The 15,796-nt window shown below is 34.7% G+C and carries 13 protein-coding genes and 1 rRNA gene; 8 read left to right on the top strand and 6 right to left on the bottom strand.

What is annotated here, in order from left to right; all coding sequences use genetic code 11:
* Window positions 1–136 precede the first annotated feature (136 nt).
* The 7 genes from rrf to LKACC16343_RS09350 all read left to right on the top strand — a co-directional run bounded on the left by rrf (window position 137) and on the right by LKACC16343_RS09350 (window position 6,404).
* Window positions 137–253, top strand: a 5S ribosomal RNA gene (rrf, locus tag LKACC16343_RS09380).
* Between the two features lie 494 nt (window positions 254–747).
* On the top strand, window positions 748–2,361 hold the full coding sequence (locus tag LKACC16343_RS09375; RefSeq protein WP_056950811.1) for a helix-turn-helix domain-containing protein: 1,614 nt from the start codon (window positions 748–750) through the stop codon (window positions 2,359–2,361).
* A 249-nt stretch (window positions 2,362–2,610) separates the two neighbouring features.
* Entirely contained in the window at window positions 2,611–3,801 is a 1,191-nt protein-coding gene (locus tag LKACC16343_RS09370; RefSeq protein WP_056950814.1) for an MFS transporter, read from the top strand.
* Between the two features lie 13 nt (window positions 3,802–3,814).
* On the top strand, window positions 3,815–4,711 hold the full coding sequence (locus tag LKACC16343_RS09365) for an alpha/beta hydrolase (RefSeq protein WP_056950819.1): 897 nt from the start codon (window positions 3,815–3,817) through the stop codon (window positions 4,709–4,711).
* Window positions 4,712–4,720: 9 nt separating this feature from the next.
* Window positions 4,721–5,197 (top strand): hypothetical protein, encoded by a 477-nt coding sequence (locus tag LKACC16343_RS09360; RefSeq protein ID WP_056950823.1) that lies wholly within the window; start codon window positions 4,721–4,723, stop codon window positions 5,195–5,197.
* Complete coding sequence (locus tag LKACC16343_RS09355; RefSeq protein WP_034544395.1) at window positions 5,197–6,039, top strand: sulfite exporter TauE/SafE family protein; 843 nt, start codon at window positions 5,197–5,199, stop codon at window positions 6,037–6,039. Before LKACC16343_RS09360 ends, LKACC16343_RS09355 begins: the two co-directional genes overlap by 1 nt.
* Window positions 6,039–6,404, top strand: coding sequence for a DUF1634 domain-containing protein (locus tag LKACC16343_RS09350; RefSeq protein ID WP_056950825.1), 366 nt, complete (start codon window positions 6,039–6,041; stop codon window positions 6,402–6,404). Before LKACC16343_RS09355 ends, LKACC16343_RS09350 begins: the two co-directional genes overlap by 1 nt.
* Window positions 6,405–6,443: 39 nt before the next feature.
* Here LKACC16343_RS09350 and LKACC16343_RS09345 read toward each other — a convergent pair whose 3' ends face one another.
* Window positions 6,444–8,759: an L-type lectin family protein gene (locus LKACC16343_RS09345; protein ID WP_056950827.1), complete on the bottom strand. Its 2,316-nt coding sequence runs from the start codon at window positions 8,757–8,759 to the stop codon at window positions 6,444–6,446.
* A gap of 153 nt (window positions 8,760–8,912) precedes the next feature.
* A complete protein-coding gene (locus LKACC16343_RS09340; protein ID WP_056950829.1) occupies window positions 8,913–11,192 on the bottom strand; it encodes an L-type lectin family protein in 2,280 nt (759 codons plus the stop codon).
* A 244-nt stretch (window positions 11,193–11,436) separates the two neighbouring features.
* On the opposite strand from LKACC16343_RS09340, the gene LKACC16343_RS09335 reads away from it, so the two are divergent.
* Window positions 11,437–11,889: a MarR family winged helix-turn-helix transcriptional regulator gene (locus tag LKACC16343_RS09335; protein ID WP_056950831.1), complete on the top strand. Its 453-nt coding sequence runs from the start codon at window positions 11,437–11,439 to the stop codon at window positions 11,887–11,889.
* 39 nt (window positions 11,890–11,928) lie between these two features.
* On the opposite strand, the gene nrdF is transcribed toward LKACC16343_RS09335, so the two are convergent.
* From nrdF to nrdH, 4 genes are read right to left on the bottom strand one after another with little or no spacing between them, the layout of a single operon-like run.
* The gene (gene nrdF, locus LKACC16343_RS09330; RefSeq protein WP_056950832.1) at window positions 11,929–12,954 is read right to left on the bottom strand and encodes a class 1b ribonucleoside-diphosphate reductase subunit beta; all 1,026 of its coding nucleotides are present in this window, start codon (window positions 12,952–12,954) and stop codon (window positions 11,929–11,931) included.
* Window positions 12,955–12,969: 15 nt separating this feature from the next.
* On the bottom strand, window positions 12,970–15,147 hold the full coding sequence (gene nrdE, locus LKACC16343_RS09325; RefSeq protein ID WP_162255714.1) for a class 1b ribonucleoside-diphosphate reductase subunit alpha: 2,178 nt from the start codon (window positions 15,145–15,147) through the stop codon (window positions 12,970–12,972).
* On the bottom strand, window positions 15,128–15,502 hold the full coding sequence (gene nrdI / locus LKACC16343_RS09320; RefSeq protein ID WP_056950835.1) for a class Ib ribonucleoside-diphosphate reductase assembly flavoprotein NrdI: 375 nt from the start codon (window positions 15,500–15,502) through the stop codon (window positions 15,128–15,130). The genes nrdE and nrdI overlap by 20 nt, the downstream gene beginning before the upstream one ends.
* 2 nt (window positions 15,503–15,504) lie before the next feature.
* Window positions 15,505–15,735 carry a glutaredoxin-like protein NrdH gene (nrdH, locus tag LKACC16343_RS09315; protein ID WP_025085015.1) on the bottom strand — a complete coding sequence of 77 codons (231 nt, stop codon included), beginning with the start codon at window positions 15,733–15,735 and terminating at the stop codon, window positions 15,505–15,507.
* Between the last annotated feature and the right edge of the window lie 61 nt (window positions 15,736–15,796).

Here is a 15,796-nt window from a genome sequence, read left to right as displayed (position 1 = left end):
GAAGTGTAGCGATACATGGAGCTGAGCAGTACTAATAGATCGAGGACTTAACCGAGTAAGAGTTTACAGCAGTTTGAAGTGTTTTAATTTAATTCATAATCTTAATATCTAGTTTTGAAGGTACGAGCAACAATAGTGTGGTGGCGATAGCGAGAAGGATACACCTGTTCCCATGCCGAACACAGAAGTTAAGCTTCTCCACGCCGAAAGTAGTTGGTGGGAAACTACCCGCGAGGATAGGTAGCTGCCACGCTAATGGTAAGGAATCAACCAAATGGTTGGTTCCTTTTTTTGTATGCTTAAAAAGATTCTTTTCAGAAATTATAAATATAATTTTCTAAAGTATTTATTTCAAATTAGTTAATATGTCTATTTTAAAGGGACCTTTATTTTACAAATAAAGGTCCCTTTTCAAATACCCTATTGTTCTTATGAAATAAAGATAATATTTTTCAAAAAGATCGATTCTTTCAATCTGATTTTTTACTTTTTATGAAAATTATTTTTTTCTGAATTAAGGAACGTTCAGGGACTATACTTATTTAAAATAAGGCGTAAAATAACTTATTGGTATAGATAATAAAATATATTCATATTTCTATAAATATCTTGTCTATTTATTTAAGTTCTGAAATGTTGTAGGTTACTTATTTAAGAAAATATTTACGATAATATAAATATAAGTTACAAAACTTTGGGTATATTCTATTATAATAGAATTAATTTATATCTATGGGGGTGGAGTTCTTGGATAGCTTTACTGACTTATTTTTATCAAAGTCCGAAATCGAGAAAATACAATTATTTAATAAAATAAAGTTAATAAGAACTAATCAATTAGCTAGTGCAGATCTTATCGGAACATATCGTAACCGTGATATTAAGGTAAAGGATATTAATTTACGAAAAGCTGCTTATCAAATGAATAAGAGTTATGGTAGTGTCTACAATACTTTTTTGGGGATTCAAGAAGACTTTAAACGAATCTTGAAGAAGAGTAAGTATTCGACTGAAGAGATGTTTGACGTTACCAGAGACGCTTATCATGCTTACTTAACGACTAATTCCGATGGTTATCTATTTTTAGATGCAATCGTAAAAGAAAAAGAAAGTTCATTTAAACATTTCTATCAAACACTTGATAGTAGTAAGGCAACTGTTTTACGCCACTTAAAGCCAATGAGAGGTTATTTGAAGCGTTTCGGTGTCAGAATAGCTTATGAACCAATGCGCTTTGTAGGTGATGAGGAATCTATCCGTTTGGCTATCGCGGCATTGTACTGGAATGCTACTAGGGGATACGTTTGGCCATTTGAAGATTTCACACAAAAGACAGCTTTTAAAGTCGTTGATATTGCTTTGGACAAATATCGTCTCAAACCAACTAACCATATTACTAAGACTTTTTATGCTTATGTTGTTATGGCTCACTTGTATCGTATCTTAGCTGGCAATCATGTTAAGAATATGGATGCTTTGAATGTTATCAATTATCCTTTCCCTAACATTTTTGAAAGTGCTGGTTCAATGCTTGAGGGTGACACTGGTAGTAAAAAAGTCCGTGAATTGAAACGCGCTATTAAGGAAGATGTTAGTTATGAGGAGCAAATGTTCCAATCAGCTGACTTCTATATCCTTTTGATGTGTGTTCCCGCTACATTTGAAGTATCAGAAGATTATCTTCAATCAGTTTCGAAACAATTAGTTAGATATAACCCATTGTTTGCTAACTTTATTGATGATTTCTTGGAATTAATTCCAATTGACGTTGAACAAACAATTTCTGATATGGCAATGTCACACAGTGAATTTTTGAGATATAAATATAATTTAACTACATGTATTATTGGTGTCTTAGCACTTGATCATAATTATATTGAAATTCTTAACTTATATTCAGGCTTTGGTGATGCTATTAGCAAGTTGAATGATGAAGGACTTGAAAGTAAGATCTATTCAACTGTTCAACATTTAATGCTTCGTGATAAGTATCAATCATTGAATGGAAAAGCTAAACAAATTTCAGAAGCTATTTATGCAATCGCATATAGATTCTTCTCACTATATAATAAGAACATTCAGGTCAAAGTTTATCTCGAATTAGAATCATTCTTCTTGGTTTACTCAGACTTGTCAGTAACATTACAATCATTACCATACGCAAAGATCGTCAGTGATCCTACGGATGCTGATATTATTGTTACTGCTAATAGTGCCAACCCACCAGAAGATCAAATGGGTAAAGATGTATGTATCTATCGTTGGATGTATAACGGTGTAGATGGACAAATGGGTGGCTTATTAAACTTGATTTACAAGATCTGGACAGAAGAGAAAGTTAGCGAAAATCCAAATCTTTAGTGAAAAAAGTTGCAACAAATTTCAGAATATATTATGATGAGACTTGTGCGATGAGTCGAGAGCCGTCGAATTAGGACGGCACTTATGAAGGTAGGGTATCGAGCACTACTCACCGGATTTGTGAGTGATATCTATAGAAACTGGATGTGAACCGGAATCTATTTACTCATTTTGAGTACTACCAAAAAAACCATGGTTAATTTATACCATGGTTTTTTTTATAGGAAAATTTATAGAAGAGGTGAAAAAATGCGAGCACAAAGAATGTGGTTACTACTTTTAAACATTGCGTTTAATTTGGTAATGGGATTTATTTTACCAGTTAACACAATTTTTATTCATAAAAATCTGCATGAATCCTTGGTAACGGCTGGATTTACATTAATGGTTTATTCAGCTTTTATGATGATTGGAAATGCCATGGGTGGAATTATGTTTGATCGTTTTTCCAAACGTGGTACTTTGTACATTGGTTATATAATTTCCATCGTATCTTTGTTGGGTATGTCAGTTCATCATGTTTGGCCAACGTATGCCATTATGTTATTTATCTTAGGATTCGGAATGGGACTAATTTATACAGCAGTTAATGCTTATACGGCGTTTGTGGCGGAACAAATGTCGGGAAATAGTCGAGTAATCTTTAATAATATGTATTTGGCATCAAATATTGGTATTGCCGTGGGTTCAACTGCAGTTGGATTCATATTCAAGTGGAGCATTTTCTTTACTTTCTTTATACCAATGTTGTTATTCGTTTTAAGTGCAATTATTTTACTATTTAAAGCTAATTTATTGGAGCATGTTTCAGAATATGACGATTCTGATGAATTGGCTAGTTATGATAATGATAACGTTGATCCACGAATCGAAATTGGTTTAGGACGTTTCAAGTTAAATCTTTTCATTATCTGTGCTTCAATCTTTATCGTTTGGTTAGGCTATTCGCAATGGGACAGCAACTTGTCGGCTTACATGCTTAATCAAGGTTACACAACTCGTGAGTATGGACTGGTCTTTACTATTAATGCTGGTTCATTGTTAATTATTCAACCAGTTATGAATCGTGTCATTTCAAAAATATTCAAACTTTTGAAGTATCAAATTTTCATTGGAACTGTAATTATGGGTTCATCTTTCTTATTATTGCCAGGAGCTAAGACTTATTTAGCATTCATAACTAGTATGCTAGTTTTGACAGTTGGTGAATCAATGGTCTTTCCAACTATTCCTGCTTTATTGAGTAAGATGTCGACGAATAAGAATCGTGGAACCTTCCAAAGCTTTTATAGTATCTTTGGTTCTTTAGGTCGTGCGGTTGGTCCTTATGCCGGTAGTTTAATCATTACGGCATTATCATTCTCGACATTATTTGTCGGAATTACTATTTCAATGATTATCGTAGCTGTGGCTATGATAGGCGTTAAAGAATTAGCGTAAGTGAGGGAATATCATGATAATTTTTCTTTTGATATTGTTATTACTAGTCGTTCTAATTTTGAACGCCTTTTTTTTATTTATTCAAAAAAGAGGCTCGAAGGCTTTGGGAGCAGAAGCACCAAAAGTTAAAATGGACGAAGGATTAGTTGAACAAACAGAAGTATATTTAAAAAAGCCAAAACAAGAATGGCAAATAAATTCGAAATTTAATCATAGTAAGTTATACGGTTGGTTTACTGATAATCAGAGTTCCACAACCGTTATTTTGGTTCACGGATTCGGAGTCGATCATAAATCGTTAGACGTTCATGCACAGTTATTTGATAAATTAGGTTTTAATACATTACAAATTGATAATCAAGCTGCCGGTAGAAGTGAAGGTAAGTATTTGGGCTTTGGTTATATTGAGAGTTTGGATCTATTAGAATGGATCAAGGAAGTCATCGCTAAATATCCTGAGAATAAAATTATTTTATTTGGTGCCTCTATGGGTGCAGCGACCGTCATGTTGACAACACAGTATCAATTGCCAAAGAATGTTAAACTGGTGATTGAAGATTCTGGATATACGAGTGCTTCGAACATCTTGAGTTATCACTGTCAAAAAAGGTATCATATTAAAGGCAGATATTTGATTAAGGGAATCTCACTAGTCTCAAAAATACGAGCTGGTTTTTCATATGCGCAAGCGGATTGTACAAAGGCATTGTCTAAGAATACTTTACCGATTTTATTTATGCATGGTAAAAATGATTTTACCGTACCGTTTGAAATGCGTGAAAAGTTATTAACATGTGGAAAATTCCCGAGAATGTCTTATGAAAGTCAAGGGGTTCATATACGGAGCTACTATGTGGATTCTAAAAAATATCAAGGTGCTGTGGAAAACTTTTTGAAATTGTACCTCTAGGAGAAAATAATGAAAATTAAAGTTACCGATTTTATTGAAAATATTCAAGACGAAAAATTCAAACAGACTAAGTTAGATATAAGTAAGGATGACTTACTCCAAGAAGATCTTTGGTCATTAAATAAGGCTAAGGAACAATTGGAAAAAGATTTGGCTGATAATGAGCTTTCACAAGTAATTATTCATGTTGCAGATGCTGAATTTCCAATCGATTTTTATTTAGAAAGTGGAATTATCAATCTACCATTCGCAGATGCTAAGAAAGTAACACATTTCTTTGACGATGATGCTGAAGTTGAGACAAAGATTTATCTCTCAACTAGTTGCGATTATTTGAACGCCTCTAAGTTCCATATTGACTTAATTTCTGAAAATAGCTTAAAAAATGATGAAATAAAGCACACAATGGATATAATGAAAGGGAACTATGAAACTTCTCTAGAGAATTTCTCTAAAAAAGATGAAGACGAGAAAGAGGAAAAATAATGAATTCAATGCTACTACTTTTAGTAATGGGAGTAGGAGCTGGAGTTCTTGGTGCAATTTTGGGGATTGGTGGCGGAATGATTATTACGCCAGTTCTAACTATTATGATGGGATTAGATATTAAGTATGCGATTGGTGCTAGTATCATCTCAGTTATTGCAACGAGTTCTGGCTCTACAATTGCGTACTTAAAAGACGACATGTTAAATTTGCGTGTGGCCATGTTCTTGGAAATTGCAACAACTGTGGGTGCCATCATGGGTGCTTTGTTGGTAGGTGTATTTTCAAGTAATTTCTTATATGTCTTATTCGGATTCTTCTTACTTTATTCAACTTACAATATGATTCGTAAGTTAATGGATAAAAAAGGTGAGAGTGTTTATACCGGACATGATCCAATCGTTGATAAATTTAAATTATCGAGTACTTATTATGATAAAGCGGAACAAAAACAGATTGATTATTCAATGAAGAATGTTCCAGGTGGATTCATCATGATGTGGGCTGCTGGATTAGCCAGTGGTTTATTAGGTATTGGTAGTGGTGCTTTCAAGGTTATCGCTATGGATACAATTATGAAGATGCCTTTAAAACCATCAAGTGCTACAAGTAATTTGATGATGGGTGTTACTGCTGCAGCCAGTGCAACGGTATACTTCTTTAATGGTTCAATTCGTCCTGATATTGCTGCTCCATTAGCAATTGGTGTTTTAGTTGGGGCAACAATTGGTGCACGTTTGATGCAAGTCTTGAAGCCAAGAATTATCAGAATGATTTTTATTCCTATTATTCTTTACATGGGAGTACAAATGGCTCTTAAAGGATTTGGGGTGAACATCTAATGAATAATAATACACATGAAGAAACACGACAGGTCGAATTAGTAATTGGTAAAATTTTACGTATCGGTGTTATCACTTCAGCAATCGTTATTTTAATAGGTATGGCCTTATACTTTATGAGTGGTAGCGGCTATGCCTCAGGTGAATTTCCACGCCGATTCATGGCAATCTTTGCTGGAGTAGCGTCTGGAAAATCATATGCTGTTATTATGCTAGGTGTTTTTCTACTTATTTTGACACCGGTATTACGAGTAGTTGTTTCAATTTATGCTTTTTATAAAGAGCATGATAATCTGTATGTAATTATTACTACGATCGTTTTGGTAATCTTAATATTTGCCATGTTTATGGGATATCGTAGTTAAAAAGATAAAAAATAGAGTGTGAGGATTTTTCCTCACACTCTATTTATTTGGAGTGGAATCAATTAGTGACCACGATATCTTACTTGTGTAGATTCCAGCTTTGTTACCTTTTTTCACGGCTAATAGTATTCCACTATTGTCAGTCCACGTATCAGCAATATTTTTGATTTGAGTATCGTCAGTATCTTTTACGTATGTGGCGACGGGAAAATCTTTATCAATATCATAATCTTTCCCATCGGTATCTCTATAAAATAAGTTGCCTAATAATTTATTTTTATCTTCTGAAACTAAATCACTGGCCTTGGCCTGAACAGACCACTGACTTCCTTTTTCACGACTGTCAACGACATTGATTTGCCATTTTCCAAGTCGTGGTAGGATTCCGTCAGTGAAGGAACCATTGATAGGTTTGAATGAGACTATATTTTGTACATAGTCAAATGCTAAATTTCCACCGACTGTGATTTGGCGTGTAATAGTATTACTAGTATTTCCATCTTGATCCTTAACGTAAAAGGAAACAGTATTAATTTTGTCTAATGAATAGCTATATATAGGAAGTTCAAAATTACCATCTGAATCAAAGCTAAGATCTTGTGTTTCAACAGGACCATTATTTAATTTTTGATAAACAGTTAGATTTTGATAGTAAGGATTGTTATTACTACCGGCGTAAGTTACTTGGGCTGGAATAAAAACATCTTCATTTGGCTTTACCTTAATAATATTAGGTGAATCACTATCCAAACTTAGCTTTCTGTATCTGATTTTGAATGGGATAGTATTGGCATCAGTAATAAGATTATCACCTTCAAAAGAGGCATGAGATGAGGGGACCGTTAAACTTTCTGTAGCATTTTTTTCAGTTTTACCATGTAATTCAATAATGGCAGTTCTACTTTTAGGTGTAAGTTTATCTGGTAAGAGAAACTTAAGTTTAGTGGCATTGGAATCGTTAAAAATACTTGGATCTATTTGATGTGGCTTGTTGTCTGCTGAATTTGGATAAGTTATTGTTCCACTAGTGAATTTAACATGGTCAGGTATGTCTACTTTGGTATTAATTTTATCCCAATTTTTAGTCCAACCTTTATAGTTTAATGTGTAAGTATATCTAATATCACTATTGGGGTCGACGGTGTTGTTACTTTCAGTAATTTCAGTTCCACCTTGAGAATCATCATAAATAGCCGGAACGGCTTCAGCGTCGACGAATGAAGGAATGGATTCAAAAACTAATAAGTTATTCTCAGAGTATTTACCAGTAGAACCAGTAAATCCCCAGTAGAGTTTAGTATTATCTCCGGTTAGTCCAAAGTTCTTTGTATCAATATTAAAAGATGTTTGGACTACCTGTTTAGGGTCAGTAATGGGAATTCCTGATTGGGTATCTTTATCATTGTAAGCATAAGTTATAGTTCCTTGTGAATGATCGGTATCACTTTTAGGTGTCCAAGTAATTGTAACGTGGTGCCACTGATCATCTACTAAATGGGGATGAATTTTGTAATTATTTCCGTGATTCATTGTGGTATATCTAGGAAAATTACTTTTATCGTTATCATAAGTACTTGCTAGTGCTGGATAATTACCGGCAATGTGACGATAATTGTTCTCTGCATTACCGATACCCCCAATATTAAAATCAAAAGAAACACCTTCACTAGTACTTGGTTTGTATCGATTAACAAAAGTATCGAATTCCAGGGCCCAACTATTTTGAATAGCAGTCTGGGCAGTTTTTTCAGGAGAACTATTATCCCCATGGTCCCAATCAGCTCCCCAAACACCTAAAGCTTGTCCATTAACAGGAATTCCATCTGCAGAAAGTGCAATTGAATTTTCTGCGTTATTGTCATTTTGGAGAACAAATGCCATGCCGTCACCAACGAATCCTGTGTCGCCAGTTGAGGGTCCGAAGTAGAGCCACATTGATGCTTTTTGGGGATGTCGAATATCAAAATAGTTGTCATTTTTTCTACTGCTCCAAACAGCCCCTGTTTGATATGTACCATTAGTCATCTTTATGACGCTGGTTCCTTTCGTATTGGGATCAGGATTAGTCGATTGGGTTATTTGTGCATTATTGGTCATACTTGAATTGAATATATTATTTGAAGGCACAATAACGGGTCTGCGTAATCGTTTTTCAGCTGCCGCTTGGAAATTAGCAATAACAAAGGCATTATTATCCCAATTTAAACCTTTGGGTGCTGATGCCAAAGCATTTTCATAATCTTTATTGTCATCAGCTCTAACTATTTGAACATGGGTAAATGAATAAATTATGAATAAAAATATTGCTCCAGTAAAGATTAATAATAGTTGTTTCAAACCATTATGTTTAGTCATGAATATCCCTTTCATCTGACAAAATCATTTTACAAGAAAATTTTAACAAATAAATGAATATTTAACGTGATATATATGACTAAAGTTTATTGTATTTTTATATATAAAAAACAAATAAATGATATTTAAGAAATATCATTTATCTTGTAAAAGTCATTTATTGACTAGTGAATCAACTAATGACCAGTTTATTTCTCCGGAATAATTACCAGCTTTGTTTTGAGAATTGGAAATCAAAAGAATTCCATCTTGTGAATTCCAATTTTCAGTTATATCTTTCGATTGAGTTTCATCATTATCCTTGGAGTTTTCAGCGATTGTTAAATTGTTATTCAAGTATGATATCTTGCCAGTATGATCTCTATAAATTAAGGCCCCATCGAAATTTTGATGGGTGATTGGATTGGTTAGTTTGCTAGCGCTGGCCTGAACTGTCCAGGAGCTACCTTTTTCACGGTTATCAATTACTTCGACTTGCCAATTATTCATTCTGGGGATGATTTCATTGGGAGAGGTAAGATTTACAGTTTTAAAACTCAGTTGTGGTGAAACCGTTCCAAATTGGACAGTGCCGCCTACATTGATTTGCTTAGTGATGACATTGGTTTTATTACCTAAATTGTCCATAACGTAAAATTTTACAATATTTATCTTAGAGGGTAATTGATCATTACTTAAGTGGAGTGTAAAACCACTGGCAGGGTTAGCATCACTTAGTCTAAAACTAGGTAAATTCTTATTATTTACTGATGGATAAACGATCATATTGGAATTGACTAAAGGAGTTCCATCGTGATATTCCAATTCGGCAGGGATATCGACATCTTCATGTTGACCAATTTTTTTAATATCCGGGAAATCACTTTTTAAAGTTAATTTACGTGCCTGAATGAAAAAGGGAATTGTATCAGTATCGGTAATTAAATTATCACCTTCAAATGAAGCATGAGCGATAGGAACATTTAATTTTTCAGTGGCAATCGTTTCTGTATGTCCTTTGAGCTCAATTATTGCCGTACGACTATCTTGACTGAGTTGTTCTGGGAGAATGTCTTCAATAGAAGTGGGATCATTAAGAAATTTATCGCTAGGTATTTGATAGGTATTACCGGTTGTAGGATAAGTGACTGTTCCGCTTGTGAAATGAACATTTTTAGGTACGTTCATTTTGGCATGAATATCATTCCAAGTTTTAGTCCACCCCTTATAATCCAGATTGTAGAAGTAACTAATATCATCATTAGGAAAAACTTGGCTATCATTGTTTATGATATCGCGGTTCTGAGTATTATCACGAATTCTAGAGGTTGCTTCTGCATCAACAAAGGAAGGAATAGATTCAAAAATCATTAGATTATTTTCATAATATTTACCAGTGGAACCGGTGAATCCCCAATAAAGTTTACTGTCGGATTGAAGACCAAAGTTAGCAGTATCCAGGTGAAAACTAGTTTCTTTTATATCAGTAGGATTGGGAATACTACCATCGGGATTTTTATCATCGTATTTATAAGTCATTGTTCCGCCACTGGGAAGTAATGTGTTATTTGTAGTGACATCGGGAGACCATTTGATAGTAACGTGATGCCACTTACTATCAACTAAATTTTCTATGCTAATAAAATTATCATGATGCATTGTGTAGTAATAAACGGGAGCGCCATTATAGTATTTAGAATTCTTTATATAAGTTTTTGATAGGGCCGGAAATCCGGTGGCAATATGTTGGGGAAAGCTTCCAGCGTTATTAGCGTCAAAGGAGACACCTTCACCAGAAATCTCATTAGCACCTGTTAATTGATTTTTGTAAGTATCAAATTCCATAGCCCAACTATTTTGAATAGCAGTTTTTGCAACGTTTGCTGGATCTGAATTCGTTTTGTCCCAATCAGCACCCCAGACTCCCAATGATTGTCCGTTAACTGGGATTCCATTTGCGGAAAGAGCGATAGCATTCTCTTTTCTTTTGTCATTCTGTAAAACAAAAGCCATACCGTCACCAGGAGCCTCACCACCGGTATTACCAAAATAGATCCACATTGAGGCTACTTGTTCGTGACTTAAGTCAAAGTAATTATCTTTTTCAAAGTTACTCCAAACAGCACCAACTTGATAGGTACCGTTAGTCAAACTGATAACACTAGTACCTTTAGTTGCTGGATTTGTTGATTGAACGATAGAAGCATTGTTGTCATAGCTATATTTTTTTCCTGTTGGACTGGTGGCGGGAGCATTAGCTGGCTTTGGTGGGAATTTAGCAATTACAAAATTATTATTATCCCAGTTCAATCCCTTTGGCGTGGTAGCAAGGGCGTGATCGTAGTCAGAATCTCCATCTGCGGAGACAGAAATAGAAAAAATATTTAAGGACAAAATTAAAGTACATAAAAAGATACCGAAGATTAAAAGTTTCTTTCGATAAAAATTATTCATATAAATCCCTCTCAATTAAAAAATCCTTATGTCATACAGATTGTACCAAGTCAATATGTACTTATCCAAATAATTTAAGTATTTTTATTGTTATTTGAGTTTAAAATATATAAATATTTGATTATAAAAATTTATGTTATATTTGGGATTTTTAAAATTAGGTTGTGTGAAATAGAATGGTTTACAATTTCTTAGATTAAGAATAAAATGTAGGCATAAAATGAAATAAGGAGGGATGATTTATATGGCAGAAAAGATCGCTATTGATGCTACCAAGCCAATCCCCTTGGACGACCACTTATGTTTCTCTCTCTATGCAACTTCACGTGCGATTCAAAAGTTATATCACGATGGACTTAGCAAAAATAAATTAACGTATCCACAATATTTGGTACTAGTCGCACTCTATGAATATGATCACGTTACGGTTAAAGGACTAGGAGAATTACTCTCACTTGATTCAGGGACTTTAACACCACTGTTAAAGCGTATGGAAAAGGAGGGTTTAGTAACTCGTCAACGTAGCAAAGATGATGAAAGAGTTGTTAATGTAGAATTGACTGACTTAGGAATTTCTAAGCGTAAGGATATCAATGAATTACCAGAGATATTGGTGGCAAAGAGTAATTTTACCGCTGATGAATGGAATACTTTAGAAGATTTATCTAAAAAATTATTTATGAATATAACAAAATAAGGATTCACCAATTAAGGTGAATCCTTATTTTATAGCTCATTACTTTAACTTTTTAACTTTATCGAATAATGAATTTTCATCTGGTGTTTTATTGTCGCCAGTACGTCCGATATCGTAATCGGAATCTTTCATGGCTTCAACTTTACCCATAAGATAACCATTACCAACTTGTGAGAAGAAGTCGTGGTTACTTGTTCCGGTAGAAATACCGTTCATAACGATAGGGTTAACATCTTCAGCATTGCCATCAGGGAATAATGGCTCTTGTCCCAAGTTCATCAAAGCTTTGTTAGCGTTATAACGAAGGAAAACAAGAACTTCATCAACCCAACCAACTTCTTTGTACAATTCCTTAGTATATTTCTCTTCATTATCGTAGAGAGTATAGAGTAGATCATACATCCAATCTTTTAATTCGGATTGTTTGTCTTCACTCAATTCGTTGAAACCTAATTGGAATTTATAACCAATATAAGTTCCGTGAACTGATTCATCACGAATGATCAACTTAATGATTTCAGCGACATTAGCTAGTTTGTTATTACCTAGATAATAAAGTGGTGTGTAGAATCCAGAATAGAAAAGGAAGCTTTCTAGGAAAACACTAGCGACTTTCTTTTGTAGTGGTTCACCGTTTTGATAGATGTCATTAATGAACTTAGCCTTCTTTTGAAGGTATTCATTGTGATCCGTCCAATCAAAAATCTCTTCGATTTCTTCAGCACTATTTAAAGTACTGAAGATAGATGAGTAACTCTTGGCATGAACTGATTCCATGAATTCAATGTTGTTGAAGACGGCCGTTTCAGCTTGAGTACGGGTATCCTTTAGCATTGCTTGGATTCCATCTTGTGATTGAAGAGTATCCAATAGTGTCAGACCACCAAAAACGTGTCCAACAACGGTTTGTTCAGCAGGGCTGAGAGTACGCCAGTCATCTAAATCGTTGGAAAGTGGAATACGTGTATCCAACCAAAATTGTGAAGTTAACTTTTCCCAAGTTTCCTTATCAATTTGGTCTTCTAGTTTATTCCAATTCATTGATTTGTAATATGTATCAACCATTATAAAAATTTCCTCCTAGATAGAGCAGCTTTCGCACTCGTTACTGCCGATTTCATCATTATTTTCGGTAAAAGTTCTGACGTAGTAAAGTGACTTGATACCTTTGTAGTAAGCATAATTACGTAAAATACTTAAATCACGTGTTGTTTGCTTAGTATCGTCTGCGTCTTTCCAATCATAAAGACCAGCAGGAATTTCTGAACGCATGAAGAGTGTCAAACTCATTCCTTGATCAATATGTTCTTGGGCCGAAGCATAAGTATCAATAACTTTACGCATGTCAGTGTCATATGCTGACTTGTAGTATTTGATAGTATCGTTACTCAAAAGTGGTGCTGGGAAGTATAACTTACCGTTTTTCTTCTCTTGTCTTTCTTCAACTAGTCTAGTAATAGGTTGCAAACTAGCACTTGTGTTGTTGATGTAAGAGATAGAACCAGTTGGAGCAACAGCCATACGATAGGCGTTATAAATTCCATCACGCATAACGTTATCTTTTAGTTTTGACCAATCTTCTGGTTGAGGAATGAAGATATCATTGAAAAGCTCTTTGACAGCGTCAAGTTTAGGGGCAAAGCTCTTGTCTAGATACTTGTCGAAATAAGATCCGTCCGCATATTTTGATTTTTCAAAATTAGCAAAGGTTTCATGGCGTTCTTTAGCAATATTGTTACTCTCAACTAATGTCCAGTAATTAATTAGCATGAAATAGACATTGATGAACTCAATTGCTTCAGGAGAGCCATATTCGAGGTGTTGGCTAGCTAGGAAGGTATGAAGTCCCATTGCACCCAAACCGATAGAATGGTTCATCTTGTTACCATTTGCTACTGGTGGCACAGCAGTAATGTTAGAAGCGTCGCTGACAAAAGTTAGGGCTCTGGTCATTGAACGAATTGATTGTCCGAAGTCAGGACTTTGCATCATGTTCAAAATATTAGTAGAACCAAGGTTACAACTAACGTCAGTTCCCAATTTAACGTAATCTTGAGCATCATTTAGTTCAGAAGGTATCTGGACTTGTTGAATTTCAGTACAGAGATTACTCATGATGATCTTACCGTCGATAGGGTTGTCACGGTTAACGGTATCAATATTCAAGACGTAAGGATAACCTGATTCTTGTTGTAGTTTACTGATTTCGTCTTCTAGTTCACGGGCTTCAATCTTATATTTTTTGATACGGTCATCTTTGACCATATTGTCATATTCTTTAGTAATATCAACGTATGAGAAGGGAACGCCGTAAACTTTTTCAACCGAGTAAGGGCTGAAGAGGTACATATCTTCATTATTACGAACTAATTCGTAATACTTATCAGGTACGATGACACCTAGTGAAAGAGTCTTAACACGGACTTTTTCGTCGGCGTTTTCTTTTTTAGCAGATAGGAAGTCAATGATATCAGGATGGAAGACGTTCAAATAAACGGCACCAGCACCTTGTCTTTGACCTAATTGGTTACTGTAACTGAAACTATCTTCCAATAACTTCATAACTGGTAGGACACCAGAAGAAGAGTTATCAACGCCTTTAATTGGTGAACCTGATTCACGTAGATTAGATAACGTTATACCGACACCACCACCGATTCGTGATAGCTGAAGGGCACTGTTGATTGTTCTACCAATGCTATTCATGTCATCAGTTACTTGTAATAAGAAACAAGAAACGTATTCTCCACGGCGCTTACGACCAGCATTTAAGAATGAAGGTGTTGCCGGTTGGTAACGTTGGGCAATCATCTCGGTAGCTAGACTTTTAGCTAGAGTTTGGTCTCCACGGGCATACAAAAGGGCATTGAAAAGAATTCGCATTTCGTAATTTTCAAGATAAAGATCACCATCATTAGTCTTTAAGGCATATTGGTTATAAAACTTATATGCAGCCATAAAAGATTGGAATTGGAAATGTTGATCTAATAAATAATTATAAAGATTGGTCACAAATTCATGTGGGTACTCATCGATAACTTCTTTTTCGATAAAATTATTATCGATTAGGTAGTCAATATGGTCTTTGAAGGAAGCAAACTTCTTAGTATTTGGCTCAACATTTTCAGTAAAGAAAGCTTTAACGGCTTCCTTATCTTTGTTAAGTGGAATCTTATCATCTACGGGGATGTTGATTTCATTATTCAATTTGAAATAATGAAGTTTGGTTGCATCTAGGTTATTTAATCCCAATTTCATTCACTACTTTCTTAAAGTTTTCGACGTCTTTTTGTGTACCATTGAATTCAAATTCAAAGACAACAGGAACGTCTAATCCATGAGCGATGTCTTTTGCGGTGTGATTATATAAAGTATTGAAATTACGATTACCGCCGCCGGCAACACCAATACAGTTTTGAGCATTATCTTTATATTGTAAAAAGTCAATTACAGGATCCATCATGTCGTCATCGTAAGCAGGTACGATAAGAATAAATGGCCGACCCATTTGGTAAAAGGGGTCGGCGTCGGTTATTTCATATCCATCTATTCCTAGTTTATTAACGAACCGTCTAGTCTGTCCGGTGATAGAATAATAAGCTATTTTTTTCATGGTTAACCTACGAGGTCTTTAAGACTGTCTGGGCGGAAACCGACGATAGGATCGCTGACAGAATTCATAACAACAGGAACACTCTTAAAACCTTGTTGTTTTAAAAGATCTAGGTATTCTGGGTCTTGATTGATGTTTCTTTCTTCGAAGGAAACGTTGTGCTCCTTCAAGTATCTCTTAGTCATTTTGCATTGCATACAGTTGTTCTTGCTATATACGATTACGTTATTCATAGTGATTAACTCCTTTCAACTTGCTATTCCCAATTAGTATAATCATTTAAAATCTTAAACA

This window comes from Companilactobacillus bobalius (genome assembly GCF_002179915.1).
In the GTDB taxonomy this organism is placed as follows: Bacteria; Bacillota; Bacilli; order Lactobacillales; family Lactobacillaceae; genus Companilactobacillus; species Companilactobacillus bobalius.
Note: the sequence above shows the minus strand (reverse complement) of the source record. Positions and strands in the feature narration are given on the sequence as shown.

Excerpts from the sequence above, each read along its gene's own strand:
- nrdE (WP_162255714.1), bottom strand. The coding sequence starts at position 15,147 with ATGAAATTGGGATTAAATAACCTAGATGCAACCAAACTTCATTATTTC.
- LKACC16343_RS09335 (WP_056950831.1), top strand. The coding sequence starts at position 11,437 with ATGGCAGAAAAGATCGCTATTGATGCTACCAAGCCAATCCCCTTGGAC.
- LKACC16343_RS09340 (WP_056950829.1), bottom strand. The coding sequence starts at position 11,192 with ATGAATAATTTTTATCGAAAGAAACTTTTAATCTTCGGTATCTTTTTA.
- nrdI (WP_056950835.1), bottom strand. The coding sequence starts at position 15,502 with ATGAAAAAAATAGCTTATTATTCTATCACCGGACAGACTAGACGGTTC.
- LKACC16343_RS09370 (WP_056950814.1), top strand. The coding sequence starts at position 2,611 with ATGCGAGCACAAAGAATGTGGTTACTACTTTTAAACATTGCGTTTAAT.
- LKACC16343_RS09360 (WP_056950823.1), top strand. The coding sequence starts at position 4,721 with ATGAAAATTAAAGTTACCGATTTTATTGAAAATATTCAAGACGAAAAA.
- LKACC16343_RS09345 (WP_056950827.1), bottom strand. The coding sequence starts at position 8,759 with ATGACTAAACATAATGGTTTGAAACAACTATTATTAATCTTTACTGGA.
- LKACC16343_RS09350 (WP_056950825.1), top strand. The coding sequence starts at position 6,039 with ATGAATAATAATACACATGAAGAAACACGACAGGTCGAATTAGTAATT.
- nrdF (WP_056950832.1), bottom strand. The coding sequence starts at position 12,954 with ATGGTTGATACATATTACAAATCAATGAATTGGAATAAACTAGAAGAC.
- nrdH (WP_025085015.1), bottom strand. The coding sequence starts at position 15,735 with ATGAATAACGTAATCGTATATAGCAAGAACAACTGTATGCAATGCAAA.
- LKACC16343_RS09365 (WP_056950819.1), top strand. The coding sequence starts at position 3,815 with ATGATAATTTTTCTTTTGATATTGTTATTACTAGTCGTTCTAATTTTG.
- LKACC16343_RS09355 (WP_034544395.1), top strand. The coding sequence starts at position 5,197 with ATGAATTCAATGCTACTACTTTTAGTAATGGGAGTAGGAGCTGGAGTT.